Source organism: Onishia niordana (assembly GCF_004798965.1).
Classification (GTDB): Bacteria; Pseudomonadota; Gammaproteobacteria; order Pseudomonadales; family Halomonadaceae; genus Onishia; species Onishia niordana.
In genome coordinates this window covers 178,503-203,347 of sequence record NZ_SDSD01000004.1, presented here as the reverse complement: position 1 = coordinate 203,347, position 24,845 = coordinate 178,503, and the positions used below count along the sequence as shown (strand labels likewise).

At 59.2% G+C, this 24,845-nt stretch carries 22 protein-coding genes and 1 pseudogene; 10 read left to right on the top strand and 13 right to left on the bottom strand.

Annotation, left to right across the window (positions count from 1 at the left end):
* Positions 1-151 precede the first annotated feature (151 nt).
* The 3 genes from ETC27_RS09845 (at position 152) to ETC27_RS09835 (ending at position 2,898) form a co-directional block, all read left to right on the top strand.
* A complete protein-coding gene (locus tag ETC27_RS09845; RefSeq protein WP_136254816.1) occupies positions 152-1,126 on the top strand; it encodes an alpha/beta hydrolase in 975 nt (324 codons plus the stop codon).
* On the top strand, positions 1,123-1,689 hold the full coding sequence (locus tag ETC27_RS09840) for a hypothetical protein (RefSeq protein ID WP_240724870.1): 567 nt from the start codon (positions 1,123-1,125) through the stop codon (positions 1,687-1,689). The genes ETC27_RS09845 and ETC27_RS09840 overlap by 4 nt, the downstream gene beginning before the upstream one ends.
* A gap of 111 nt (positions 1,690-1,800) precedes the next feature.
* Positions 1,801-2,898, top strand: coding sequence for an aminotransferase class I/II-fold pyridoxal phosphate-dependent enzyme (locus ETC27_RS09835; RefSeq protein ID WP_136254815.1), 1,098 nt, complete (start codon positions 1,801-1,803; stop codon positions 2,896-2,898).
* Between the two features lie 44 nt (positions 2,899-2,942).
* Here ETC27_RS09835 and ETC27_RS09830 read toward each other — a convergent pair whose 3' ends face one another.
* Entirely contained in the window at positions 2,943-4,451 is a 1,509-nt protein-coding gene (locus tag ETC27_RS09830) for a YifB family Mg chelatase-like AAA ATPase (RefSeq protein ID WP_136254814.1), read from the bottom strand.
* Positions 4,452-5,457: 1,006 nt separating this feature from the next.
* Here ETC27_RS09830 and ETC27_RS09825 point away from each other — a divergent pair.
* Both ETC27_RS09825 and ETC27_RS09820 read left to right on the top strand, forming a co-directional pair.
* Complete coding sequence (locus ETC27_RS09825) at positions 5,458-5,946, top strand: ASCH domain-containing protein (RefSeq protein WP_168709047.1); 489 nt, start codon at positions 5,458-5,460, stop codon at positions 5,944-5,946.
* Positions 5,943-6,446: an AAA family ATPase gene (locus ETC27_RS09820; protein WP_168709046.1), complete on the top strand. Its 504-nt coding sequence runs from the start codon at positions 5,943-5,945 to the stop codon at positions 6,444-6,446. Before ETC27_RS09825 ends, ETC27_RS09820 begins: the two co-directional genes overlap by 4 nt.
* 11 nt (positions 6,447-6,457) lie before the next feature.
* On the opposite strand, the gene ETC27_RS09815 is transcribed toward ETC27_RS09820, so the two are convergent.
* From ETC27_RS09815 to ETC27_RS09800, 4 genes and pseudogenes are all read right to left on the bottom strand, one after another.
* Positions 6,458-6,973 carry a GNAT family protein gene (locus ETC27_RS09815; protein WP_136254811.1) on the bottom strand — a complete coding sequence of 172 codons (516 nt, stop codon included), beginning with the start codon at positions 6,971-6,973 and terminating at the stop codon, positions 6,458-6,460.
* A gap of 231 nt (positions 6,974-7,204) precedes the next feature.
* A complete protein-coding gene (locus ETC27_RS09810) occupies positions 7,205-8,482 on the bottom strand; it encodes a hypothetical protein (protein WP_136254810.1) in 1,278 nt (425 codons plus the stop codon).
* Between the two features lie 147 nt (positions 8,483-8,629).
* A pseudogene (locus tag ETC27_RS09805) lies at positions 8,630-9,016 on the bottom strand (magnesium chelatase domain-containing protein); the annotation flags it as partial.
* 90 nt (positions 9,017-9,106) lie between these two features.
* Positions 9,107-9,502, bottom strand: coding sequence for an accessory factor UbiK family protein (locus tag ETC27_RS09800; protein WP_136254809.1), 396 nt, complete (start codon positions 9,500-9,502; stop codon positions 9,107-9,109).
* Between the two features lie 318 nt (positions 9,503-9,820).
* On the opposite strand from ETC27_RS09800, the gene ETC27_RS09795 reads away from it, so the two are divergent.
* The 3 genes from ETC27_RS09795 to glnK all read left to right on the top strand — a co-directional run bounded on the left by ETC27_RS09795 (position 9,821) and on the right by glnK (position 12,026).
* A complete protein-coding gene (locus tag ETC27_RS09795; RefSeq protein ID WP_092526622.1) occupies positions 9,821-10,159 on the top strand; it encodes a P-II family nitrogen regulator in 339 nt (112 codons plus the stop codon).
* A 109-nt stretch (positions 10,160-10,268) separates the two neighbouring features.
* Positions 10,269-11,519 carry an ammonium transporter gene (locus tag ETC27_RS09790; RefSeq protein WP_136254808.1) on the top strand — a complete coding sequence of 417 codons (1,251 nt, stop codon included), beginning with the start codon at positions 10,269-10,271 and terminating at the stop codon, positions 11,517-11,519.
* 168 nt (positions 11,520-11,687) lie between these two features.
* Positions 11,688-12,026, top strand: a complete 339-nt coding sequence (gene glnK / locus ETC27_RS09785) for a P-II family nitrogen regulator (protein WP_136254807.1) — start codon at positions 11,688-11,690, stop codon at positions 12,024-12,026.
* Between the two features lie 317 nt (positions 12,027-12,343).
* Here glnK and ETC27_RS09775 read toward each other — a convergent pair whose 3' ends face one another.
* On the bottom strand, positions 12,344-13,120 hold the full coding sequence (locus ETC27_RS09775) for a ferredoxin--NADP reductase (RefSeq protein WP_136254806.1): 777 nt from the start codon (positions 13,118-13,120) through the stop codon (positions 12,344-12,346).
* Positions 13,121-13,278: 158 nt separating this feature from the next.
* Between ETC27_RS09775 and ETC27_RS09770 the strand changes: the two genes are divergently transcribed.
* On the top strand, positions 13,279-14,205 hold the full coding sequence (locus ETC27_RS09770; RefSeq protein ID WP_136254805.1) for a LysR family transcriptional regulator: 927 nt from the start codon (positions 13,279-13,281) through the stop codon (positions 14,203-14,205).
* Positions 14,206-14,217: 12 nt separating this feature from the next.
* On the opposite strand, the gene ETC27_RS09765 is transcribed toward ETC27_RS09770, so the two are convergent.
* The 3 genes from ETC27_RS09765 to ETC27_RS09755 form a co-directional block, all read right to left on the bottom strand.
* A complete protein-coding gene (locus ETC27_RS09765) occupies positions 14,218-16,359 on the bottom strand; it encodes a methyl-accepting chemotaxis protein (RefSeq protein ID WP_136254804.1) in 2,142 nt (713 codons plus the stop codon).
* Positions 16,360-16,779: 420 nt separating this feature from the next.
* A complete protein-coding gene (locus tag ETC27_RS09760) occupies positions 16,780-18,672 on the bottom strand; it encodes a methyl-accepting chemotaxis protein (protein WP_136254803.1) in 1,893 nt (630 codons plus the stop codon).
* Between the two features lie 145 nt (positions 18,673-18,817).
* Complete coding sequence (locus ETC27_RS09755; RefSeq protein ID WP_136254802.1) at positions 18,818-19,246, bottom strand: host attachment protein; 429 nt, start codon at positions 19,244-19,246, stop codon at positions 18,818-18,820.
* 108 nt (positions 19,247-19,354) lie between these two features.
* Between ETC27_RS09755 and ETC27_RS09750 the strand changes: the two genes are divergently transcribed.
* Positions 19,355-19,984 (top strand): hypothetical protein, encoded by a 630-nt coding sequence (locus tag ETC27_RS09750; RefSeq protein WP_136254801.1) that lies wholly within the window; start codon positions 19,355-19,357, stop codon positions 19,982-19,984.
* A 94-nt stretch (positions 19,985-20,078) separates the two neighbouring features.
* On the opposite strand, the gene ETC27_RS09745 is transcribed toward ETC27_RS09750, so the two are convergent.
* The 4 genes from ETC27_RS09745 to ETC27_RS09730 form a co-directional block, all read right to left on the bottom strand.
* Positions 20,079-20,807, bottom strand: a complete 729-nt coding sequence (locus tag ETC27_RS09745; protein WP_136254928.1) for an amino acid ABC transporter ATP-binding protein — start codon at positions 20,805-20,807, stop codon at positions 20,079-20,081.
* A gap of 104 nt (positions 20,808-20,911) precedes the next feature.
* Positions 20,912-22,006 carry an amino acid ABC transporter permease gene (locus ETC27_RS09740; RefSeq protein WP_136254927.1) on the bottom strand — a complete coding sequence of 365 codons (1,095 nt, stop codon included), beginning with the start codon at positions 22,004-22,006 and terminating at the stop codon, positions 20,912-20,914.
* 9 nt (positions 22,007-22,015) lie between these two features.
* Positions 22,016-23,203, bottom strand: coding sequence for an amino acid ABC transporter permease (locus ETC27_RS09735; protein WP_136254800.1), 1,188 nt, complete (start codon positions 23,201-23,203; stop codon positions 22,016-22,018).
* Positions 23,204-23,276: 73 nt separating this feature from the next.
* On the bottom strand, positions 23,277-24,311 hold the full coding sequence (locus tag ETC27_RS09730; protein WP_136254799.1) for an amino acid ABC transporter substrate-binding protein: 1,035 nt from the start codon (positions 24,309-24,311) through the stop codon (positions 23,277-23,279).
* Positions 24,312-24,845: the final 534 nt, after the last annotated feature.

Below are 24,845 nucleotides of genomic sequence, written 5' to 3'. Positions count from 1 at the left end.
TGGAAATTAATTCCATAATGCTTATGGCTCGATTCTATCCCATCTTGCACCAGGCGTCGTCAATTCCTCGACCAAATGATGAGAACCATCGTTTACAAATATGGCTTGTCCCCTTCGTGAGCGCTAGCATGTGAGCACTAGGGAGAGACTGATGACCGACTTTGCATCACTGCAGGCGCTAGGGCCGATGGAGCACTCCGGCGGCCCCCATGCCGGGACTCTCGGCCGTTATCTCGAGCATTATCAGCTATCACCGCTGCTTGCCGACAGGGTCGGCCTGCATGTGGGCTTTATCGAAGCCGGCAACTTCCGTCTCTGGGCGCAGGTCTGGAGCCCTCCTGAGCCTAAGGGCACGGCCTTCGTCGTTCACGGCTATTTCGATCATCTCGGCCTTTACCGCCACCTGCTGGCGCTGCTGCTTGAGCGCGGCTGGCGGGTCGTGCTCTGGGACCTGCCCGGTCATGGCCTGTCGAGTGGCCCGCGAGCGACCATCGAGGACTTCGACGATTACGGTCACTGCCTGCGCGCGCTGCAGGATCACCTTCACCTACGCGGCCTGGCGCCTGGCCCCTGGGTGGGCATTGGCCAGAGCACCGGCGCGGCCATTCTTGCCACCGATGCGCTGCGTCAGGGACCGGAAAGCCCCTGGGCAGGCCTCGCCCTTCTGGCGCCGCTGGTCCGCCCCTTCGGCTGGTCACAATCGAGCTGGCTACACTTGCTCGCCGGCCCTTTCCTGCGCAGCCTGCCGCGGCGCTTCAATCCCAACTCCACCGACAGCGACTTCACGACCTTCCTCAAGGAAAGCGACCCGCTGCAGCCCAGTCGACTGCCGGTAAGCTGGATCAATGCCATGCGCCGCTGGATGCCTCGCCTGCTGGCACTGCCCCCGAGTGAGCTACCGGTGCTGATCCTGCAGGGCGAGCAGGACCTGACCGTCGACTGGCAGTGGAATCTCGAGGTCCTGCGCGGCAAGTTTCCGCGCGCCATCGTCCATCGTCACCCCGAGGCCCGTCACCATCTGGTCAACGAAGCCGAAGCCATCCGAGAGAGCATGTTTGCCGAACTCGAGCGTTTCCTGGCCCAGTTTGAAACGCGCCCTGCCGTGACGCAGGAACCCTTATCATGAACGATGCGACATGCCGCCAGCAGCCCAAAAACTGCCGAAGTGGGCACCTCGCCGTCGCCTCGCATCCGACATGCCTGGCGCTGTTAATCATGCTTGTGATGCTTGCCGGCTGCGCCAGCACCCCTGAAGCCCCCGACACCTTGCGCCAGGCGCTGCTGGGGCTGAGTGATCGCGCCGCTGCCCTGGTACTGAACCAGCCGGCCTGGTCCCAGACCACCACCAGCGCTGAGCAGGACATCGTGATGCTGCTGGAAAAACCGCAGGTCGATGACAATCTCGGCATTACCCCGGAGCGCTTCGGCGAGAGCCTGACGCGGGCGCTACTGGCGTCTCCACAGGGCCCGCAGGTACTCGACTGGGTGCCGGAGATGGCCTCGCGCTCCCCCGACAACGGCAATCTCTGGCTGATGAAGAGCCGGCTCGAAACCGATGGTGCCATGTTGACCCTGTCGGATCGCGACCTGCTGCCCTACCGACTGACCCTGTCGCTGCGTCGCCCCGGCAATGAAGAGATCCTGTGGCAGCGAGTGGTGAGCGGCGCCTTCGACACCGACGCCCTCTAGGCGCAGCCGCCAAACACGACTCCCCCACGGTGCTGGCTTGCTGCGCATCACAGTTGAGTCGATCCATCGCCGGGCGCGACAATCGTCCTATCGCTTGCAAGGAGAGCCCCCATGCCACGCTTTGCCGATCACCTTTACCGCGATGGCCCCGACAACCCCTTCCCTGGCATCAAGGCGCTGGAGCGCCGCCTGGGCCGCGAGATTCCCCACCGCCTGGGGTCCAACGAGGGCCTGGACATGCCCCACCGGGCGCTTGAGGCGCGCTTCGGCGCGGCACTCAGCGATCTCGCTCGCGGCTATGGCGACGCCGAAGCCATGGGCGTGCGCACGCGACTCGCCGCGGCGCTCAATGTTGAGCTTGAGCATCTGCTGGTGGATGCCGGTGCCGATAGCCTGCTGGCCCTTTCGCTGCGCGCCGTGGCCCCCGCCGGCACCACGGTGGTAACCAGCGCCGGCAGCTACCCGACGTTTAGCTACTTCGCCGCCGGTCAGGGCTGCCGAATCGTCGAGACCCACTACCAGCAAGCACCGGGGCTGCTGGCCCCGGATCTTGGGGCCCTGGCCGAGGCCGCCAATCGCGAAGAGGCACGGTTAGTCTATCTGGCCAACCCCGACAACCCGGGCGGGCATGTGCACAACGACGCAGCGATCGCCGCGCTGCGTGACGCCTTGCCTGATAGCTGCACCCTGCTGCTCGACGAGGCCTATCACGACTTCCGCCCCGATGCGCCGAGCCATGCCGTGCTGCCCGGTGTGATTCGCGTGCGCACCTTCTCCAAGGCTCACGGCCTCGCCGGGCTGCGCATTGGCTATGCCCTGGTCGATACTGAATCTCATGAGATGCTGATGAAGGTACGCATCCACTATGCGGTGTCGTCGCTTGCCGAAGCCGCCGCCGAGACGCTGCTCGACCACCCGGACGAGACACGCGAGCATATCGAGGCGGTGATTGGCCGGCGTGAACGCCTGGCCACCCATCTGCGCGGACTCGGCGCCGACGTGCTACCCAGCGCCACCAACTTCATCGCCGTGCGCCTGCCCGACGCCGAGCTTGCCGCAAAGGCACATGGTGATCTGCTGGCCGCCGGCAGTCTGATTCATCGCCCGCCGCATCCGGCCCTTGGTCATATCCTGCGCATCAGTGCCGTCGAGGATGCCCTGCTGCCCGGCCGCCTGGCCGCACTGGAAAAAGCGCTGGCCCAAGCCTGAGACGCCATGCGCCACGGGGCTTGGGCCCGGAGCTCCGCCATGCGTTACCCCCGTTTCAACAACCGGTCGAGTTGGCGAAAGCCGATCGCCTCCATCAGTTCGGCGCGGCCGGGGCGGGGCTCGCCGGCCAGATCGGCGAGCGTCAGTGCCACCCGTAGCACCCGGTGATAGGCCCGCGCCGAGAGCGACAGCCGCTCGAGCACGGTCGCAAGCCAGGCCCGATCGGCGGCCTCAAGGGCGCAGGCGGCCTCAAGCTCGCGACCCGGCAGATGGGTATTGAGCGCGCCCCGCTCGGCCTGGCGGGCGCGGGCAGCCATCACCCGCTCTCGTACCGTGGCCGAATCCTCACCGGTCTCCTGTGAGGTCAGCTGCTCCGGGGCCAGCGCCGGGACCTCGACCTGTAGGTCGATACGATCGAGTAGCGGGCCGGACAGTCGCCCCTGATAGCGCTGAATCTGCGTGGCAGTACAGTGACAAGCCCGGCGCGGGTCACCGAGGTAGCCACAGGGGCACGGGTTCATGGCCGCCACCAGCTGGAATCCCGCCGGGTAGGTACGCTGCTGGCTGGCCCTGGCGATATGAATCTGCCCGGATTCCATCGGCTCGCGCATCACCTCGAGCACATGGCGGGAAAATTCCGGCAGCTCATCCAGAAACAAGACACCGTGATGGGCAAGCGAAATCTCACCGGGACGCGGCCGGGAACCACCCCCCACCAGCGCCACGGCACTTGCCGTGTGATGAGGCGCGCGAAAGGGCCGCTGCCCCCACTGATCGCGAAGGCCAAGGCCACATACCGAGCGGATCGACGCCACTTCCAGTGCCTCATCCTCGGAAAGCGCCGGCAGGATGCCCGGCAGCCGGCTGGCAAGCATCGTCTTGCCAGTGCCGGGAGGCCCAGCGAACAGGAGATTATGCCCGCCGGCAGCAGCCACCTCGAGAGCACGGCGCGCCTGGTGCTGGCCACGCACCTCGGAGAGGTCGGCGCTAATCACCGCCGGCGGCAGGGGCGTCGACAGGCGATGAGGCGTCAGCGCTGTCTGCTTCACCAGATGCGCCACCACCTCGAGCAGATGATCGGCGGGCAGTACTTCAAGACCGCCGGCAAGTGCCGCCTCGTCGGCGTTGGCGCTCGGCACAATGAGTTTACGGCCTCGAGCCCGGGTGGCCAGCGCCACCGGTAGCACACCGGGCACCGGGCGCAGGCGACCGTCCAGAGCCAGCTCGCCCACACATTCCAGATCGTGGAGGGACTCGGCGGGCACCTGGCCGGAGGCCACCAGGATGCCCAGCGCAATCGGCAAATCGAAGCGCCCGCCCTCCTTGGGCAGGTCGGCGGGCGCCAGATTCAGGGTGATGCGGCGGGTGTTGGGAAACTCGAGGTTGGAATTGACCAAGGCACTGCGCACCCGTTCACGGCTTTCCTTGACCGCGGTCTCCGGCAGGCCCACCAGGGTCAGGCCCGGCAGGCCGTTGGCCAGATGCACTTCAACCTGCACTTCCGGGGCTTCGAGGCCGAGGCTTGCTCGGCTCGAGATGATCGCCAGTGTCATACGCGTTCCTTGCGTAGCTCAGTGTCGTCACCTAGACACTAGCGCAGGACACGGCCCCCTGTCGCTGACACGTGCAAAGGCAGCGCTAATTCAGTGCTGACCAGGTGCCTTCTTATCGGCGGAAGGCTCAGCCGCTTTGTCGGCACTCGGGGCGTCTTCGTCCACCGGCGGTTCATCCATCGTTTACAGTCCCTCAAGGCCAACAAGGCGCCTAGGCGCGGGCGGCACTCGTAGAGATGACGTTGACGGTATGGAGTGTGATCCTCAAGAGGCACTAGGCGCTTGTAGAGGACCTCACCAGTGCTAATATCTACATCAACCACTTCACCTTCCTCTGGGATGAAGATGCTTTGGGTCGAACAGGCTATTCCGTTATTGTAGCGGACAGTTACGATGGCGTTATACGTGACCGTTTTTTCCTCATAAGTGGGATCATTCAACCGGCTGAGCCTCACACCAGCCCATTACCATGGTGCTTCCAACCGGGCACACAAAAAGCAAAGCCCGACAGTTGGCCGGTGAGTAGTTCCATTGATGCGTGATTGGATAGGTGGTGTGTGGTGTGTGATGTCATGGATGGTGACGGCATGTGCTGACCACTAGCTCGATGCATAGAGGCTCCTACGAGTCATCGGTTAGTAGGGAGCCCTGCATGGACGCAATCAACTTAAGGTACTCTTCTCCGTGGGTGGGCTTGGCCCCCCTCTAAGAGAGTGGAAATGTCTGATGCGCCCTCTACTTCCCTAAAGGGGCAGTAATTGACACTAACTCGAAGGAGGGCTTCAAAAGACGGCAGGTAAAAAAATATATTTGATATCATCAATATCGATAGTAAACCAATCGATATTAAAAACAGCTGATGTTATAAAAGACTTACCATGCGCATATTCACTCCCCAACGCTCACCTGCCACCAAGAACAAACCAACACCCTGTAGATGGCTCTACATCGGGCATCATGGCCGATTGAGCTGCGCGGATACCACACATCAGGACTGCCCTTACCATTGCCTATTCACCGCTTACCCCGTAAGCTTAGGCTTGGCATCACCCAAGCGGCTGAGATAAAAATGTCACATAAAAAATCCATCATTATTAGCATAAAACCACGTTGGGCTGAAAAGATCCTAGGTGGCGATAAGACCGTAGAACTGAGAAAATCCTTCACACCCCAACACAGTGATATAGAAACTGCATTGATATATGCTTCTTCCCCCAAGAGCGCCATCATCGGAAAGGTAAAGATTGAAAAGGTTAAACATGATAATATCACAAATCTTTGGAATGAGACCATGGAGCTCTCCTTCGTTTCAAAGAATGATTTTTCCGAATACTTTTCAAATAAAAAATCTGGAAACGCCATCTTCATGTCTTCCCCGCAACGAACACAACCGCTAAAACTAGATTATTTAAGAGATAAGTACAATTTCACACCACCAGTATCTTGGCGATGGATAAAAGAAAAAGAGACTCCTTTACTGGAGGAAGCGGAATGAGAAAAAAATTAATTCTAGTCGCAGGCGTTTCAGGTGTAGGAAAGTCAACTCTTTGCAGTAAATATGCAAAGAACAACAACTCTACCTCGCATGTACAAGCCAGCAAGTTTGCCGAACTAGTTGACGGAGAAGATCAAGACCAAGCAGGACTTGCGAAAAAAATCCGGGAAGAATTTATAAAAAGCAGAAAAGAGGTTTTTCTTCTTGATGGACACTTAATAATTGGCGGAAAAAAAATACCAGAGGAGGCAATAAACATATTGTCTCCAGACGGAATTATTATTGTTACTGACAACCCCGAAAAAATTTACTTTAGAAAAATTAACGACAATAGCCGAAAAAGGTCTGTCTCCAGTCCTGTGGAGATAGCGGAAGAACAAAATAGCGTCGTAGAATATGCTAAAAAAATCTCAACCGAAAGAAATAAGCCCCTTCAAGTAATTGAAGAGGCTTCATCTAGGAGCCTCTCAGAGGCTCTGGACTTTATGACCCCACACTGAAAGGAGAGGGGTCATGAAAGCCTAGGGGGAAAACTTATCGTCTCATTAAATTTATACTCAACTTTCCCTTCCCGGTACAATCCGCTTTCTGTAGACGTCAGATTGTACCCCATTTTTGTGAACAACTTATCAAAAGCCGGCAGCTTATCTTCACTGACGGTGGCGTGCGGTAAGTCTGTGCCAAGCCAAGACATCAAAGATTCAAAAACTCGCACGCCCATGCCTCGCCCAAAATACTCGGGCAACACACGTACGGTACAAATCTTTTTCTCTCCCTCCTCATGCTTAGCAATACCAAGCGCTACCAACTTCCCATTTCGCTCAACTCTTTCAATCTTTCTTGTCCCGTTTCGTAAACCAGGAACTACTTTCTCTATATACCATGACTCAATACAAGGATAGTCATGAGAAAGAGGCAAAATAAAGCTAAGAACTTCAACCTCTTTAGACTGAAGATCAAACGGATAACCTACGATTCCCGCTTTATTCCATTCATTTTGCTCACATGCCATTAATATATTTTCCATGCCTTCTCCCCCCTGTACTGCCAACCATCCAGACTCCTATGGTCTTACTGGTTGGACAAGACTCTACTCCTAGGCTTGTGTTCCATGTACTCAATATTAAGTTCTTTCAATCAATAGACTACTAAATTTCATTTGTTAACTTAACGCCTCAAAGGGATATAAATTAGACTATAAACATATCTTATTATACCACATAAGCCAACCCTTGTCGAGAGATACTTTACTTCCACCTTACTTAGGCATTATAGTAAATAAGTAAACATCCTGGTGGTCGACAGAACTGCTTAAATAACTGGTTATCAAGCTTCCAAAATAGCTACCGGCAGCACCTAAAATGACAATTATCGACAAAGATAGCGCAACCGTCTTCCAGTTGCTCACACGTATATTTAGCTTAACAAAAGCATTAAACTCTTTAATCCCGGCATCTCTTTTCGATAGCACTTCTTGCGCAGTGCTATCTTCGGGACTACTTCTTCGCGATTTTCGCAAGGGCCGCTTAGGCTTTGATGGTTGAAAGCCGACCTCACTTCCACTATCTTTCTTTTCTCGCCAATGATATATGACCATACCTTCTTGAAGTGCATCACTTCCACCATCGGGCACATAGTCTAGCCACAATTCCCGCTCAAGAAGTCGAGACTTATGATAGTTTGTATGCCCTCCATCTAGATCCGCACCGACACGGAGAACCAAGAGAAAGTCAATCCGAACAATAGGCACAACCCCCGTTTCTTCAGCATCTTCCATAAGCTCTTCTACTTCAGGTGGAAGATTCCTTGCCTCGTTAAGCCGAAAATCAACATACTCTGTTGCATGAAATCCGCTAAGAATAAACTTATCTTCTGGCCTAATGGTTTTTACAAAACTATTCCTTCCAGAATTATTTATAAAGACACGAAACCTGAAATAAATCCACTTCTGTTTATTTATTTCTCGATGAGCTGCTTGAATTGCCGCACTGGTAATGGTGAGCTTTGTGCCACCTTTGTAAGGCTCAACTTTTAGATATTGATCATCAATACAACCATTATTAGAAGTTGAAAAATTATGAACTCTGCAGAACTGGCCTTCTTGGTTACCAAGCTCAACTCGCCTACTCGATTCTTGGCGAACTTCTAGCCGTTCATTAAAGATACCCGTAGCGACATTGGTATTTTTAAAAAGAGGCCCAAGGTCTTTAATATCCTCAGCGTCGAGAGGCACCGGAAGATATATGCATATACCTTCTACATCTTTTAAGTCATCAAAGGGGGTTACCATAACCCCAATATCAAGAAAGTCTGACTTTTCCGCATGGCGCTTAGGCCTAATTTTCTTGTAGGCTGCAGAGGCATATCTCTTTAAATCATATCCTATACCTCTTTCATCTGGGTGCTGTGGGATTGAAGACCCAACTCTCCAATAATTAAAGTGAAGCTGCATCTTGCTTCCATGATTATTATTACTACTCTCCCGTAGCTTACACCATGCAGCAACACTCCGCCCGCCAGACTTATAGTTGCTCATCAGCGCCCCTGACAATAAGAAATATTTTTCATAAAGTTTAAATCATATCAAATAAGGTAGCACTCACATAGCCGAATGACAGTCCCTAATAGCAAATAACGATGCGGTTGGACCCCACAAGCATGACATTAGGAGGTTATGCCCGCCGGCAGAAGCCACCGGCAACACACCGGGCACCGGGCGCAGTCGGCCATCCAGAGCCAACTCGCCAACACATTCCAGATCGTTGAGGGACTCGGCGGGCACCTGGCCCGAGGCCACCAGGATGCCCAGCGCAATCGGCAAATCGAAGCGCCCGCCTTCCTTGGGCAGGTCGGCAGGAGCCAGATTCAGGGTGATGCGGCGGGTGTTGGGAAATTCGAGGTTGGAATTGACCAGGGCGCTGCGCACCCGTTCACGGCTTTCCTTGACCGCGGTCTCCGGCAGGCCCACCAGGGTCAGGCCCGGCAGGCCGTTGGCCAGATGCACTTCAACCTGCACTTCCGGGGCTTCGAGGCCGAGGCTTGCTCGGCTCGAGATGATCGCCAGTGTCATACGCGTTCCTTGCGTAGCTCAGTGTCGTCACCTAGACACTAGCGCAGGACACGGTCCCCTGTCGCTGACACGTGCAAAGGCAGCGCTAATTCAGTGCTGACCAGGTGCCTTCTTATCGGCGGAGGGCTCAGCCGCTTGATCGACACTCGAGGTTTCTTCGTCCGCCGGCGACTCATCCAGCGCTTGCGGAGCAACGTCCGCGGCTTCGGCGGCTAAAGGCGTTTCGACAGACGCTGGGGCATCTTGATCGATGGCGGCTTCAAGGGCCGCGACCTGCTTCTCCAGCGACTCGACGCGCGAACGGGTGCGTTGCAGCACGTCCATTAGGATGTCGAAGTCCTCGCGGGTCACCAGCTCCATGCGGTCGAAAGCCCCTTTGACCACCTGCTGCACGTTGCGCTGCAGCTCCTCGGGCGCGTGGGAGGCACCCTGCAGGCGCTCACCGAGCTGCTGGGCCAGACGGCTGATACGGTCGTTCGTCACCATGGGTCGCACTCCTTACGGTCAATATCGATCACTGGTTACAGGATACGCAAGGCATGGCAATCGCGCATGCCCTGTGCGTCTCTGTAAGCATCATCTCTCAGCGCACCCTCTCGGCGCATCGTCGCGATGCGTAAGCACCAGATTAGTGCAGCAATCCATGCTGCGCTGCAAAACCATCTTGCAAAGGCCAGAAAAACCCTCAACATCCTTATGATTTAAAGGGATTTTATATTCATTGGCATGCTATGCGCTTAACAATCCTCAAGCACCACCAAAACAAGCACGCCACCGACAACCCCTTTCAGTGGGAGACACGGAATGAAACTCATCACTGCCATCATCAAGCCGTTCAAGCTAGACGATGTTCGTGAGGCGCTGGCCGACAACGGCGTTCAGGGCATCACGGTTACCGAAGTCAAAGGCTTCGGCCGCCAGAAGGGCCACACCGAGCTCTATCGCGGCGCGGAGTATGTGGTCGACTTCCTGCCCAAGGTGAAAGTCGAGATCGCCGTCGACGATTCACGGCTCGAAAGCGTTCTCGAGGCCATCCGCAACGCGGCCAACAGCGGCAAGATCGGAGACGGCAAGCTGTTTGTCACCCCGCTGGAGGATGTCATCCGCATCCGTACCGGCGAACGCGGTGCCGACGCCGTCTGATTCGTCCAGAACCCGACGCAGGGCTCCTTGCAACAAACTAACCCATAACGCGAGTACCACCGTCAGCGTAACAATGACACTAGGGCACGCTGGCCCAGGAGAGTACCCCATGACCGAACTTTCAGAGCTGACTTACGCGCTCGATACCTTCTACTTCCTCATCTGCGGCGTGCTGGTGATGTGGATGGCCGCTGGCTTTGCGATGCTTGAAGCTGGCCTGGTCCGTTCCAAGAACACCGCCGAGATCCTGACCAAGAACGTCGCGCTGTTTGCGATTGCCTGCACCATGTACTTGGTGATCGGTTACTACATCATGTATTCCGGCAACGGTGGCGGCATCCTGCCGAACCTGGGTTTCCTGATCGGCGGCGAAAACACCATGGACGCCATCACCGGCGGCGGTGACGACGCGCCCTACTACTCGATGCGTTCTGACTTCTTCTTCCAGGTCGTGTTCGTGGCAACGGCCATGTCCATCGTCTCCGGTGCCGTGGCCGAGCGCATGAAACTGTGGGCCTTCCTGGCCTTTGCGGTGGTCATGACCGGCTTTATCTACCCGGTGTCCGGCTACTGGACCTGGGGTGGTGGCTGGCTTGCCGAGGTCGGTTATTCCGACTATGCCGGTTCCGGCATCGTGCACCTGGCCGGTGCAGCCGCAGCACTCGCGGGAGTGCTCGTGCTGGGCCCGCGTAAGGGCAAGTACGGCAAGGATGGCAGCATCTACGCCATCCCCGGCGCCAACATGCCGCTGGCTACCCTGGGTACCTTCATCCTGTGGATGGGCTGGTTCGGCTTCAACGGTGGCTCGGAACTGAAACTGTCTGACGCCACGTCGGCCAACAATGTGGCTCAGGTGTTCGTCAACACCAACGCTGCGGCGGCCGGCGGCGTGATCGCCGCACTGATCCTGGCCAAGCTGTGGTTCCGCAAGGCGGACCTGACCATGGCGCTGAACGGTGCACTGGCTGGGCTGGTCGCCATCACGGCCGATCCCCTGTCTCCCTCGGCACTGGGCGCTACTCTCATCGGCGCCATCGGTGGCCTGATCGTGGTGCTGGCCATCGTCAGCCTCGACAAGCTGAAGCTCGATGACCCGGTCGGTGCCATCTCGGTGCATGGTGTAGTCGGCATCTGGGGCGTCCTGGCCGTGCCGCTCTCCAATGACGGTGCTTCCTTTGACGCTCAGATCATCGGCATCGCCGGCATCTTCGCCTGGGTCTTCCTGGCAAGCCTGGTGGTGTGGCTGATCCTCAAGGCCATCATGGGCGTGCGGGTCAGCGAAGAAGAAGAATACGAAGGCGTCGACCTTGCAGAGTGTGGCCTGGAAGCCTACCCCGAATTCAACGTCGCCAAAAAATGAGGCGATATACCGAGTGAGCTGGCGTGCTCCCCTGGCCCCCTAACGGGGGCCTTTTTTATTCCCGCTCGGTGCGGTGTATGCTTAGGGGAATACTTGCGGGATATGATGTCGCGTCACTCCGGTCCAGGAATCGCGTCGCCCCGACCAACGAACACAAGGAGAATGACCATGAAGCTGGTGACCGCCATCATCAAGCCGTTCAAGCTCGACGACGTACGGGAATCGCTTTCCGAGATTGGCGTGCAGGGCATCACCGTCACCGAGGTGAAGGGCTTCGGCCGCCAGAAGGGGCATACCGAGCTCTACCGTGGCGCCGAGTATGTGGTCGACTTCCTGCCCAAGGTGAAACTCGAAGTGGCAGTGGAAGACGCCATGGCCGAGCAGGTGATTGATTCCATTACTCAGGTCGCCAACACCGGCAAGATCGGCGATGGCAAGATCTTCGTCTCCCCGCTAGAGCAGGTAATTCGCATCCGCACCGGCGAAACCGACAAGGACGCCGTCTAACGCGGGAAGAGTTACCGGCGGCTCAAGCCCAGGTCGCGCTCATACAGGCAGCAAGATCGGCGATGGCAAGATCTTCGTCTCCCCGCTGGAGCAGGTAAGCGGAACGCCGCACCGTCGCATCCGCACCGGCGAAACCGACAAGGACGCCGTCTAACGCAATAGGCTTCGGCCTTGTCGTCCTGACAGCAAAAACCCCGCCGGGCTGACCGGACGGGGTTTTTTACGATCTAGGCTCGAGACGCCAATGGGGCTTCGAGCCTAGCGGGCTTCTTGCGAGTTACGCACTGCCCACGTCTTATCGGCCTTGTTGCTAAGGCTTATTTCTCGACGAAGGCGCGCTCGATCACGTAGTCGCCGGGCTCGCCCAGGCGCGGCGAGATCTTGAAGCCCAGATCGTCGAGCAGGGCGCTGGACTCATCAAGCATCGCCGGGCTGCCGCAGATCATGGCGCGATCCTGCTTGGGGTCGAGCGGTGGCAGGCCAGTATCCTCGGCGAGCTTGCCGCTACGAATATGGTCGGTCAGGCGCCCTTGAGTGTGGAACTCCTCGCGGGTCACTGTCGGGTAATAGACCAGTTTCTCGGCGATTTCCTCACCCAGATATTCGTGCGCCGGCAGTTCCTTGGTGATGAAGTCGGCGTAGGCCAGTTCGCTGACAGAGCGCACACCGTGGATCAGCACGATCTTCTCGAAGCGCTCGTAGGCCTCCGGGTCCTGAATCAGGCTCATGAAGGGCGCAAGGCCGGTGCCGGTGGAGAGCAGATAGAGATTGCGGCCCGGCAGCAGGTCGTCGGTGACCAGGGTGCCGGTGGGCTTACGGCTGACCATGATCTGATCGCCGACCTCAAGGTGCTGCAGGCGCGATGTCAGCGGGCCGTCGGGCACCTTGATGCTGAAGAACTCGAGGTGATCCTCGTAGTTGGGGCTGGCGATCGAGTAGGCACGCATCAGCGGCTTGCCTTCTACTTCGAGACCGATCATTACGAATTGGCCGTTCTTGAAGCGCAGGCTGCGTTCGCGGGTGGTCTTGAAGCTGAACAGGGTATCGTTCCAGTGATGGACGCTTAAGACTTCTTCCAGGGCAAACTTGCTCACGACCGACTCCTTAACTGTTCAAGGCGCATATTCCCGAAAGAAATAACGTCGCCGATAAGATCAATAGGTGGATTCTAAGCACCGACGATCTATCTGTTAAATGGTTTGTATGGATAACACTTATCTATAATATCGATACAAACCTTCGGAGTGTGATCATGCGCTATACCCTGCGCCAGCTAGAAGTCTTCGTCGCCGTCGCTCAGCATGAGAGTGTCTCCCAGGCCGCTCGGGAGCTGGCGCTGTCGCAATCGGCGGCCAGCACCGCCCTTTCAGAGCTCGAGCGCCAATTCGACTGTCAGCTGCTGGACCGGGTCGGCAAGCGGCTGAAACTCAACGCTCTGGGCTTCCAGCTGCTGCCCAAGGCGGTGGCGCTGCTCGACCGCGGTGAAGAGATCGAGGAGCTGCTACGCGGCCAGCGCGGCATCGGTTCGCTGGATGTCGGCGCGACGCTTACCATCGGCAACTATCTGGCCACCCTCTTGATCAGCGACTTCCTCAAGGCACATCCTGATAGCCGGGTACGCTTACAGGTGGGCAACACCCGCAGTATCACCGAGCGGGTGGCCCATCATGAGCTGGATCTGGGGTTGATCGAGGGCGACTGCCAGCACGAGTCGCTGGTCATGCAGCCCTGGGTAGAGGACGAACTGGTGGTGTTCTGCGCGCCCCATCATCATCTGGCGGGAAGCAGCGCGCTGGACATGAGCCGCCTGCTGCGCGAAGACTGGATCATGCGGGAACCGGGGTCGGGTACTCGCCTGACGCTTGAACACGCCGCCCGTCATCGACGCGGGCGCTTCAACATTCTGCTGGAACTGGAGCACACCGAGGGCATCAAGCGGGCGGTCGAATCCGGCCTAGGCATCGGCTGCGTATCGCGCCTGGCCGTGCGCGACGCCTTCCGCCGGGGTAGCCTCGTGCCACTGGCCACCCCGGACCTGGACCTGCGCCGTCAGTTCTCCTTCATCTGGCACCGGCACAAGTACCTGACGACCGGCATACGGGAATACCTCAAGCTATGCCGGCAGATGACCGCCGGCATCCAGCGTAGCGATGAGATTCCCCTGCCGCTCACGCCCTGAAGCAGACGCCGATCAGGCGTGCTCCAGGCGCCTGGGCGACGCCGGAGCCGGAGCTGGCGTCGATGCCAACGCCGGCCGCTCGCTGTTATCACGCAAGGTGAAGCCGGCCACTACTTCGCTCAACCGATCCGCCTGATCCTTCAGCTGCTCGGCAGCGGTCGTCGATTCCTCAACCAGGGCGGCGTTCTGCTGCGTCATGCGATCCAGTTCGGACACGGCCACATTGACCTGGCCAATGCCATCGCTCTGCTCGCCGGTAGCAGCAGTGATCTCGCCCAGCACGTCGGTAACCCGGGTAACACTCTGCACGATCTCTTCCATGGTCTCGCCGGCGGCGCGCACCTGGGCCGCGCCCTCTTCGGTGCGGGCGCTGGAGGTCTCGATCAGGCCCTTGATCTGCTTGGCGGCCTCGGCACTGCGCGAGGCCAGCTGGCGCACCTCACCGGCCACTACGGCGAAGCCACGACCCTGCTCCCCGGCCCGCGCCGCCTCCACCGAGGCGTTCAGCGCCAACAGATTGGTCTGGAAGGCGATGCCATCCATGACATTGACGATCTCGCTGATCTGCGCCGACGAATCGCGAATGCCCTGCATGGTGTCGACCACCTGGCCGACCGCCTGACCGCCGCGGCGCGCGACATCAGATGCCGATGCGGCTAACGTATTGGCCTGCCGTGAGGACTCGGCGGTATGCGCAACCGTGCTGGTGATCTCTTCCATCGAGGCCGAGGTTTCTTGCAGGCTAGAGGCGGCGTTCTCGGTCCGCCGTGAGAGATCCTGACCGCCATCGGCGATCTCGGTGGCGGCAATGCGCACCGACTCGCTGCTGTCCCGCACGTCGAGCAGCACATTGTTCATCTTTTCGACAAACGCATTGAACTGGGTCGCCAATTCGGCCGTCTCGTTGCGCCCCCGGACCGGCAGGCGGGCGGTCAGGTCACCTTCGCCGGAGGCGATGTCACCCATGCGCTCGGCGAGCTGGCGAAGCGGTCGAGCGATGCTCCCCCCGACCAGGTAGCTTGCCAGTAGACCGAGCACGGCAATGACCAGGCCCATCAGGAGCATGCCGAGCAGGTCCGCTTCGCGTTGATCGGCAAGCTGGCCACGCAGGTCGATGAGTCCCGCCATGACCGCCTGCTCGGGAAGACGCATCGACAACACCCAGGTTTCATCGGTGCCACCGATAGTGAAGGGCCAGGTCACCTCGAAGCGCTCTTGCACCTCATCAAAAGCGAAGATCGCCTCGCCGGCCTCGCGGGCCGCCTCGAGCCGCTGGTTCATGTCATCACCGAGCACCTCATCGGCAAGCTTGCCCAGCCCATCGGTCTTGGCGTTGGCCGTGGCACCTGCCAACACCCCACGGGATCCCACCAAGGTCATCTCACCGGCACCTGAGTAAAGTCCGGCATTGGCCTCGTCCAGCAGGCCCTGAAGGAACTCCACGTCGAGATCGACACCGGCAACACCGCGATAATCGCCGTCAACGAGGATAGGCGCGTTAAAGGAGGTTACCAGGTAGCGCTCGTCGCCATAGTCGTAGTAATGCGGGTCGATGATACAGGCACGTTTGGTTTCCTTCGGGCAAAGATAATACTCACCCGCACGAATGCCCTCGGCGTTGCGCTCCTCACTCTCCATGCTACCGCCCAGCGGCAATACCTCGATCTGGCCCTCGCCACTGCGATACCACCAGGGCATGAAACGGCCACTGCCGTCGTAGCCCTCGTCGGTCTTGCCTTCGAATACCGCATCAGAACCAAACGCATTGGGCTCCCAGCCGATGAAGGCATCCAGCAGATCGGGATTCTGGGCCACCAGGTCGCGAGTCAGATTGGACAGCTCATGACGCCCAAGCACCAATTTCGCCTGACCCTCTGCGTCGCGCTGGCCCATCAGGGCATTGGTATCAGCAAGCTGTTCGGCCAGCAGCAGGGCCCGTTCAAGCCGGCGCTGGATATCCTGACTCTGGGCCTCGGCCAATGCCATCAGCCGCTCGCGAGCGTTATCGCGTAGTAGTTCGCTGGTGCGGTCCTCGACGAGGGCCTGGGAACGGGAGTTGGCGATCATCGCATAGCTCACCAGCGCGGCGACCACGATTAGGATACAGCCCCCCACCAATAAGGTGACGAAGGAGCGTAAGGACTTGAAACGCATTGATATTATTCTCTTCAGGGGAATGGGTAACAGGGTGCGACGCTCAGGTAGCTGTCCAGGGCGTTGATAAAAGATGCCGAGGCACCACCAGGCTACGCAGCCGTAGTAACGATTGTTGTTATGACTGAAGTAATGACCGTCGTAACAACACGAAGCACGACTCGCTAACCAAAGGCGACGAGGAGCTAGGTACACCTGGCCGTGGCTTCCATGGATAGGTTATCGGCGTCGAGGAACACGACTTGAGGCATCGTCGACATTCGGCCCACACGGAAAAGGAGCCGACTCGGCTGAGCACGCCAGCAACGTAGCGAACCAGAAAGCCCCACCGCCCCGACCATGGTGGGCCGGAGCGGCGGGGCTTTTCATGAAACGAGTGCGCGACTTCCCATCTTAGAGGGAAGGACTCGCACTAGAGGGTCAGGCGAATTCGAGGCTGGGACGACGCTTGGCGTCCATCCCGGCATCGCCGAGTGGCGGCAACGCGCCTCGCCCGGCGTCAAGGGCAGACTCGCTCAGCGTGAAGCCAGCCACCGCCTCGGTGAGCCGGTCCGCCTGATCCTTCAGTTGCTCGGCGGCAGTGGTCGACTCCTCGACCAGGGCAGCGTTCTGCTGGGTCATGCGGTCCAGCTCGGACACGGCCACATTGACCTGACCGATACCCTCGCTCTGCTCACCGGTCGCGGCGGTGATTTCACCCAGCACGTCGGTGACTCGGGTGACACTCTGTACGATCTCTTCCATGGTCTCGCCGGCGGCGCGCACCTGGGCCGCGCCCTCTTCGGTGCGAGCACTGGAGGTCTCGATCAGGCCCTTGATCTGCTTGGCGGCCTCTGCCGAGCGGCTCGCCAGCTGGCGCACCTCCCCGGCCACGACCGCAAAGCCACGCCCCTGTTCACCGGCCCGTGCCGCCTCCACCGAGGCGTTCAGTGCCAGCAGATTGGTCTGGAAAGAGATGCCGTCCATCACATTGACGATCTCATTGATCTGCGCCGACGAATCGCGAATACCCTGCATCGTATCGACCACCTGGCCAACCGCCTCTCCGCCACGGCGGGCGACCTCGGAGGCAGACTCGGCAAGGCCGCTCGCCTGACGAGAGGACTCGGCAGTATGTGCGACGGTACTGGTGATCTGCTCCACCGAAGCCGAGGTCTCTTGCAGGCTCGAGGCAGCATTCTCGGTGCGGCGAGACAGGTCCTGACCACCTGTGGAAATCTCCGTCGCGGCGATACGCACCGATTCGCTGCTTTGGCGGATCGTGACCATCACCGCCTCCATCTTGCCGACGAAACGATTGAAGGCGGCGGCCATCTGCGCCACCTCGTCTCGGCCCTGCTCAGGCAGGCGCCGGGTCAGGTCGCCCTCGCCGCTGGCGATATCCTCCAGGGCATCCCGCGCCCGCTCGAGACCTGCCAGGGTGCGTTTGAGCCACAGACCCAGCAGCAGGGCCGTGATGACGATAATGCTCACCAGGGTGATCAAGGAGGACTCGAGGATGGCACGCAGGCCGGCGGTCGCCTCGTATTCGTCCATCGCCACTCCCAGTTCCCAGTCACTGCCGGGGATAGGGGTCACTGACAGCCGCTTGCCGGCATCACCGATGGCAATCGTCTCCCAGCCGTCTTTGGTACTGCCAAGGCGCGAGATAGCAGACGGCGTCAGCTCCTCGCTGAGACGGGTCAGCGGCTTGAGGGTCAACTCGGCGTTGGGGTGGGCGATCAGTGTTTCGCCGCCCGTACTGAGGAAGGCGAAGCTGGACGGCGTCGGCTGGATATCGTTGACCTGAGTGATCAGCTTGTCGATCACCACATCACCACCGATCACGCCATGGAGACGTCCGCCACGTTCGACCGGAGTGGCGAAGCTCACCACCATACGACCGCTGCTGGCGTCCACGTAGGGCAAGGAAACGATGGTCTTGTCCTGCTCGGTCGCCGAGCGGTACCAGTCACGCTGCCGCGGATCGTAATCATCCGGAGGCACCCAGCCATCCGAACTGATCAGAGAGCCATCCGGCTTGCCGAGATAGGTCGATAGGAAGCCGCCGGACTTGGCGAGCTGAATCAACGCCGGTACCGGATCATCGCCCTTTACCGGCTCACGAGCCGCCTCGACCATGCTGGTGCGCGCGGCAATCCACTCCTCGATCGCCAGGGCGTTACCACTGGCAATGGAGGCCAGTTGATTGGCGACCTGCTCTTGATCGTGGGACTTGACGGTCAGATAGCTGACGGCCGCATTGATCACCAAGGCCATGGCGATGATCGCCAGGGTGATGATCAGGATGCGCTTGCGCAACGAAGAAAACATGGAGGGGCGCCCTTAAAGTAGCAATACATGGTGTTATTTGATTGCAAACACCTGAAATAGCGAATAGTTACATCGGCTATCTATCGGCGTGGGCGCCCACTTCTTGAGCCGCCGATAGTGCATTGCCCTGAATTACCGGTATCGCTTAGCGCAAATCGCTAACCGCTTGCTGAATGGTCTCAAGGCTGGCCTTCGATAAGTCCTTGGCCAGACTATGAATCACCAAGTTGGCTGTCGGGCCATCGAGCTTGTCGCGCAGCTGACCGAGAAAGCGCGGCGGTGCCACCAGAATCAGCTTCTCAAGGTCATTCTCGACCCGAGAGCGGTAAAGGCGCTCGGCCACTTCCTTGGCGAAACGCTCCGTTTCGTGCTGGGTGGCCACATTCTCGCCACCTGAGGACCTCGTGGCCATCGTCGATGACTCATGCACCTCTCCACCATTGTCAGTGACCAGGTCCCCCTCGTGGAGGCGCCCCTCGGCATGCAAGAGGCTGTCATGCTCGACCAGCCTCAAGGCATCCCGGGTGAAGATACGCGCGCGTGCAGCGTCGGCCACCAGAATATAAGTTGTCATCGCAATTCCTCACTAGAATGAAACGAATCCCACAGCACAAACGTCCTATTGAGGTTGGCAAGTGCGCTTGGGGGCGTCAACTGCATGTCGTCGCCCAGTGGAGACAGGATGCGCGCGCTTGGCGCTATGCTAGAATCGCCGCCCCCTCAGGAAGGCAGTCCGGACATCAAGACGACGACCTGCCTCAACTCGTCATTGGAGACGTTCTCGATGCGCAACCTGTTGCTGATGCGCCGCCCCTTGCCCCGTACTCTGCTGGTCTCGCTTCACCTCTTGGTTCAGCTTGGGATGCTGGTGGGCGGAGGACTCTGGACGCGGGAGGCGCTGGCGCCACTCGCCCTCACGTCATTGTCAGGCCAGTGGCCGACGCTTTTGCTGGGCGTCGGCGTGACCCTTTCCGGCTGCCTGCTGGTACGAATGCTGTTCGAACTGCTGATGATGCCCCACCACATGCAGTCCATGATCAAACAGCAACAGTTGCCTTTCACTCGCTCTACCCGGCGGCGACCAGCGATCCACGATGAAGACGACAGCTGGGTGGGCGAGGCGCGCAAGGTCGATCCCGCTGCCCCTGAGCACGCCAACCCCACGACAGTGGCGCCCGCCGAGCACCCGCTCGCTGCTGCACCGCCGCAGGCCGCCGCGCCAGCCTGGTCGATGCCCCGCGAGCCGCAGCTGGACCTGGCCGCGACCTCCCCAGCCGGAGAGGAGGCGCCGCGAGGTGAGCCGCGCTTCTGAGCGCACCGGTCATTCCCGATGGCTCCTACGCAGACGCCCCCGCCGGCATCCCGGCGGGGGCGTCTTGGTCATGGCCATTGTCTCTTGCCCCAGCCTAGTGGCCGAGAATCTGACTCAGGAACAGCTGGGTCCGCTCTGACTGCGGATTATTGAAGAATGGCTCTGGGGCGTTCTCCTCGATGATCTGGCCCTGATCCATGAAGATCACCCGGTCAGCAACGGTCTTGGCGAAGCCCATCTCGTGAGTCACGCAGAGCATGGTCATGCCTTCCTCGGCGAGTTCGACCATCACGTCGAGCACTTCCTTGATCATCTCGGGATCCAGTGCAGAGGTCGGCTCATCAAAAAGCATCACCTCCGGATGCATGCACAACGAACGGGCGATTGCCACACGCTGCTGCTGACCGCCGGAGAGCTGACCCGGAAACTTATGTGCCTGCTCGGCAATTCGCACCCGTTCAAGATACTGCATGGCCAGCGCTTCGGCTTCACGGCGCGGTTTCTTCTGCACCCAGATCGGCGCCAGGCTGCAATTCTCAAGCACCGTAAGATGCGGGAACAGATTAAAGTGCTGAAACACCATCCCGACGTGGTGACGAATCTGCTCGATGCGCTTGATGTCCTGCGTCATGGGGATGCCGTTGACGACGATCTCTCCCTGCTGGTGTTCCTCCAGATGATTGATGCAACGGATCAGGGTCGACTTGCCGGAGCCCGAGGGCCCGCAAATGACGATGCGCTCCCCTCGCTGGACGGTAAAGTCGATGTCACGCAGCACATGGAAGTCGCCGTACCACTTGTTCAGACCGTGCATCTCGACCATGGGGGTATCGTTGGTCTTGGCCGTTTGTAGTGTCATACCGATGTCCTTGTTCTTGTAAGCGGCCGCCCGTCTGGCGAGCGACCGCCGGCAGCGCCTTCGCGCGCCTAGTGGCCTGTGTGCAGCTTGCGCTCCAGGTGCTGGCTGTAGCGAGACATGCTGAAGCAGAATACCCAGAACACCAGCGCCACAAAGACATAGCCCTCGATCGAGAAACCCAGCCAATCCGAATCGGAAAGCGCCGCCTGCACGATTGCCAGCAGGTCGAACAGACCAATGATCAGCACCAGTGAGGTGTCCTTGAACAGGGCGATGAAGGTGTTAACGATCCCGGGAATCATCATCTTCAACGCCTGGGGCAACACGATCAGCCCCATGCGCTTCCAGTAGCCCATGCCCAGCGCCGCAGCGGCTTCTTCCTGCCCCTTGGGAATCGCCTGCAGGCCACCGCGCACCACCTCTGCCATGTAGGCACTCTGGAAAAAGGTGATACCGATCAGTGCCCGTACCAGCTTGTCCATATCCACCTCGGTGGGCACGAACAGCGGCAGCATTACCGAGGCCATGAAAAGCACGGTGATCAAGGGCACGCCGCGCCAGAACTCGATGAACACCACCGAGATGCTCTTCACGATCGGCATCTTCGACTGCCGCCCCAGCGCCAGCACGACACCGATCGGCAATGCCGCGACGATACCGACGACCGCCAGCACCAGGGTCAGCATCAAGCCGCCCCAGCGATGAGTCGGTACCGCCGGCATGCCAAAAGACCCGCCGTGCAGCAGGTAAAAAGCAACGATCGGGAAGACCACCAGCGTCATCACCGCCGCCAGCTTCTTGGCCGGTAGACGCGGCAGCGCCAGCCAGGCAATCATCACCGCAAACAGCACGAAGGTGACGTTGACTCGCCAGCGAAGCTCGCTTGGGTAGAAGCCATAGATGAACTGCTCGAAGCGGGCCGAGATGAATACCCAGCAAGCGCCACCAGAACCGCAGGCTTCGCGACTGGTGCCGATCCAGTCAGCATCGATAATGGCCCACTGAATCACTGGGGTAAGCCCTGCAATCAGCGCCCAGATCGCCAGCAGTGAGAGCACGCTGTTGATAGGTCCTTGAAAAAGATTGCTGCGCAGCCAGGCAACCGGGCCCACGCTGCGTTTGGGCGCCGGGCGAGCATCCACCGGTGTCGTGTTTACGGTCAATTTGTCCACTTATCGCTCCACCAGCGCCATGCGCGCGTTGAACCAGTTCATGAACATCGACACCAAAAGACTCAGGATCAAATAGACCGCCATGGTCATCATGATCACCTCGATGGCCTGCCCGGTCTGATTGAGTGTGGTGCCGGCGAAGACGGACACCAGGTCCGGATAGCCGATAGCAGTGGCAAGCGAGGAGTTCTTGATCAGGTTGAGATACTGACTGGTCAGCGGTGGAATGATCACGCGCATTGCCTGAGGAATTACTACTAGCCGCAGGGTCATGCCCCCGGATAACGACAGGGCCCGAGCAGCCTCGGTCTGACCGCTGGAGACCGCCTGAATGCCTGAGCGCACGATTTCAGCGATGAAGGAACCGGTGTAGATCGACAGCGCTAGCCACAACGCCAGCAGTTCCGGCAGCACGGTGATGCCGCCCGAGAAGTTGAAGCCCCCAAGCTTGGGGATATCCCAGGTCAGCGGCATGCCGCTGGCGACGAACACCAGCAGCGGCATGCCCACGATCATCCCGGCGCTGATCCAGCCTGCGGGCAACCGATCGCCCGTCGCTTCCTGGCGGCGACGGTTCCAGCGCACCAGCACGATGGCCGCAATGACGGCAACGACCAGCGCCACCAGTGTCCAGACGAGGCCCGATTCGCTCACCGGCGCTGGGACGACCAAACCGCGAATATTGAGGAATACGGCTTCACCGAGGCTCATGCTCTGCCGAGGAGACGGCAAGGTACGCAGCACGGCGAAGTACCAGAAGAATATCTGCAGCAGCAGCGGAATATTGCGGAATATTTCGACATAGGCACCGGCCAGTCGTGCGATCAGCCAGTTGGGCGATAACCGCGCGATGCCCATCAGGAAGCCGATCACCGTGGCCGCGAGGACACCCAGGGCCGACACCAGCAAGGTGTTCATCAACCCAACGAGAAAGGTACGACCGTAAGTGCTCTGAGGCGAGTAGTCGATCAGGCTCTGGACGATGCCGAAGCCGGCCGTGTCATCGAGGAAGCCGAAACCGGTGGTGATTCCGCGAGCATCCAGGTTATCGAGGGTATTACTGACGATGAAGCCGATCGCCGCGAACAGAGCGGCCAGCATCAACGCCTGAAACATCAGCGCCCGCTTGGCGGGATCACGCCAGAAAGGCGTCTTCCCACGCGGAGGGGGCGAGGAAGGAGTCGTCATGGAAGATCCTCTCCACTAGCAATATCACAACAACGAACCCCACCCCTGAAGGGGCGGGGTTCTGTGGAGAGTCTTAGCGAATCGGCGGTGCGTACTGAACACCGCCGTCGGTCCACAGTGCGTTGATACCACGCTCGATGTTCAGCGGAGAGCCCGCCCCAACGTTGCGATCGAAGACCTCACCGTAGTTACCCACCTGGCTGACGATGTTATAGGCCCAGTCGGCTGGCAGGCCCATGGCCTCGCCGAAGTTGCCTTCGTCACCCATGAAGCGCTTGATGCCGGGCTTATCGGATTCCTTCATCTCATCGGCATTTTCGCTGGTGATGCCCATTTCTTCGGCGTTGATCATGGCGAACAGTGTCCACTTCACGGCGTTGAACCACTGATCATCACCCTGGCGAACGACGGGACCCAGCGGCTCCTTGGAGATCACTTGCGGCAGTACCTTGGCACCATCAGGGTCAGACAGCTTGATGCGCAGGGCGTTGAGCTGAGAGGTATCAGACGTCAGCACATCACAGCGCCCCGCCTCGAAACCGCCAACGGTCTGGTCGGAGGTATCGAAGACCACTGGCTCGAAGCTCATGTCGTTGGCCTGGAAGTAGTCAGCCAGGTTGAGCTCGGTGGTGGTACCGGACTGTACGCAGAAGGCCGCACCATCAAGCTGCATGGCGCTGTCGACACCCAGCGATTCCTTGACCAGGAAGCCCTGACCGTCATAGAAGCTAACGCCGGTGAAGTTGAGGCCCAGGGTGGTATCGCGGGTCGCGGTCCAGGTGGTGTTACGCGACAGCACGTCGATCTCGCCAGACTGCAGTGCAGTGAAGCGCTCCTTGGCGTTCAACGGCACGAACTGCACCTTGGATGCATCGCCGAATACTGCCGCCGCCACGCCATGGCAGACATCCACGTCGATACCTTCCCAATTGCCCTGGTCGTCGGGTGAAGAGAACCCCGGCAGGCCGGTGCTGACACCGCAGACCACCTGACCGCGCTCTTTGACGGCGTCCATCGTCTCGCCGGCCTGGGCAGAGCCCGCCGCCAACAGGGTGGCGACCAGGGCGGTCGCGGAACACAGCAGGGTCTTTTTGTTGTTGTGCAACATATCGTAATCCCTTGGATTGGGTGAGTTGTTGTTATCGTGCTCGTGGCACGTCGCTCGACATTAGCAAAGCCGCTTTCAAGGCCGTTAAACGGGAGACAACCTTACTTCAACGCAACTGCCCGCGACTCTTCACAGCGAAAGCAACGCCAAGCGTAATAGCAGATTTAAAACAGGCGTTTAGATTTATAGGGGCATTTTTATTGCCTTGCAAAAGGCTCAGTATTCCTGCCGATGAAAGCATCGCCCAGTGACAAAAAGTGTCTCAATACGGCTTCTCGCGAGCATTGGAGGAGGCCTTGAAGCGAGCTCGACAAGCGCCGCAAGCACTCCAAAAGACGCTTCAGCAAAGGCCGAGAAAGAGAAAAAGTGCGAAGGCGGACCGGTTACCAGAATCGAGATGACGGCAACGACAAAGGGTCGCGAGCGATTGGGGCACTAGAACGACGACCCAGGCTCGGGGAAAGAGGCATCGCTTGACCGTCAGGCGACGCACGGGCGATGCCGGGAAGGACGAGACCCCGGCACCGCTTAAGG

Bases quoted from the DNA above. Each gene is read 5' to 3' on its own strand.
- ETC27_RS09845 (WP_136254816.1), top strand. From the start codon at position 152: ATGACCGACTTTGCATCACTGCAGGCGCTAGGGCCGATGGAGCACTCC.
- ETC27_RS09840 (WP_240724870.1), top strand. From the start codon at position 1,123: ATGAACGATGCGACATGCCGCCAGCAGCCCAAAAACTGCCGAAGTGGG.
- ETC27_RS09835 (WP_136254815.1), top strand. From the start codon at position 1,801: ATGCCACGCTTTGCCGATCACCTTTACCGCGATGGCCCCGACAACCCC.
- ETC27_RS09830 (WP_136254814.1), bottom strand. From the start codon at position 4,451: ATGACACTGGCGATCATCTCGAGCCGAGCAAGCCTCGGCCTCGAAGCC.
- ETC27_RS09820 (WP_168709046.1), top strand. From the start codon at position 5,943: ATGAGAAAAAAATTAATTCTAGTCGCAGGCGTTTCAGGTGTAGGAAAG.
- ETC27_RS09815 (WP_136254811.1), bottom strand. From the start codon at position 6,973: ATGGAAAATATATTAATGGCATGTGAGCAAAATGAATGGAATAAAGCG.
- ETC27_RS09810 (WP_136254810.1), bottom strand. From the start codon at position 8,482: ATGAGCAACTATAAGTCTGGCGGGCGGAGTGTTGCTGCATGGTGTAAG.
- ETC27_RS09800 (WP_136254809.1), bottom strand. From the start codon at position 9,502: ATGGTGACGAACGACCGTATCAGCCGTCTGGCCCAGCAGCTCGGTGAG.
- ETC27_RS09795 (WP_092526622.1), top strand. From the start codon at position 9,821: ATGAAACTCATCACTGCCATCATCAAGCCGTTCAAGCTAGACGATGTT.
- ETC27_RS09790 (WP_136254808.1), top strand. From the start codon at position 10,269: ATGACCGAACTTTCAGAGCTGACTTACGCGCTCGATACCTTCTACTTC.
- glnK (WP_136254807.1), top strand. From the start codon at position 11,688: ATGAAGCTGGTGACCGCCATCATCAAGCCGTTCAAGCTCGACGACGTA.
- ETC27_RS09770 (WP_136254805.1), top strand. From the start codon at position 13,279: ATGCGCTATACCCTGCGCCAGCTAGAAGTCTTCGTCGCCGTCGCTCAG.
- ETC27_RS09765 (WP_136254804.1), bottom strand. From the start codon at position 16,359: ATGCGTTTCAAGTCCTTACGCTCCTTCGTCACCTTATTGGTGGGGGGC.
- ETC27_RS09760 (WP_136254803.1), bottom strand. From the start codon at position 18,672: ATGTTTTCTTCGTTGCGCAAGCGCATCCTGATCATCACCCTGGCGATC.
- ETC27_RS09755 (WP_136254802.1), bottom strand. From the start codon at position 19,246: ATGACAACTTATATTCTGGTGGCCGACGCTGCACGCGCGCGTATCTTC.
- ETC27_RS09750 (WP_136254801.1), top strand. From the start codon at position 19,355: ATGCGCGCGCTTGGCGCTATGCTAGAATCGCCGCCCCCTCAGGAAGGC.
- ETC27_RS09745 (WP_136254928.1), bottom strand. From the start codon at position 20,807: ATGGTCGAGATGCACGGTCTGAACAAGTGGTACGGCGACTTCCATGTG.
- ETC27_RS09735 (WP_136254800.1), bottom strand. From the start codon at position 23,203: ATGACGACTCCTTCCTCGCCCCCTCCGCGTGGGAAGACGCCTTTCTGG.
- ETC27_RS09730 (WP_136254799.1), bottom strand. From the start codon at position 24,311: ATGTTGCACAACAACAAAAAGACCCTGCTGTGTTCCGCGACCGCCCTG.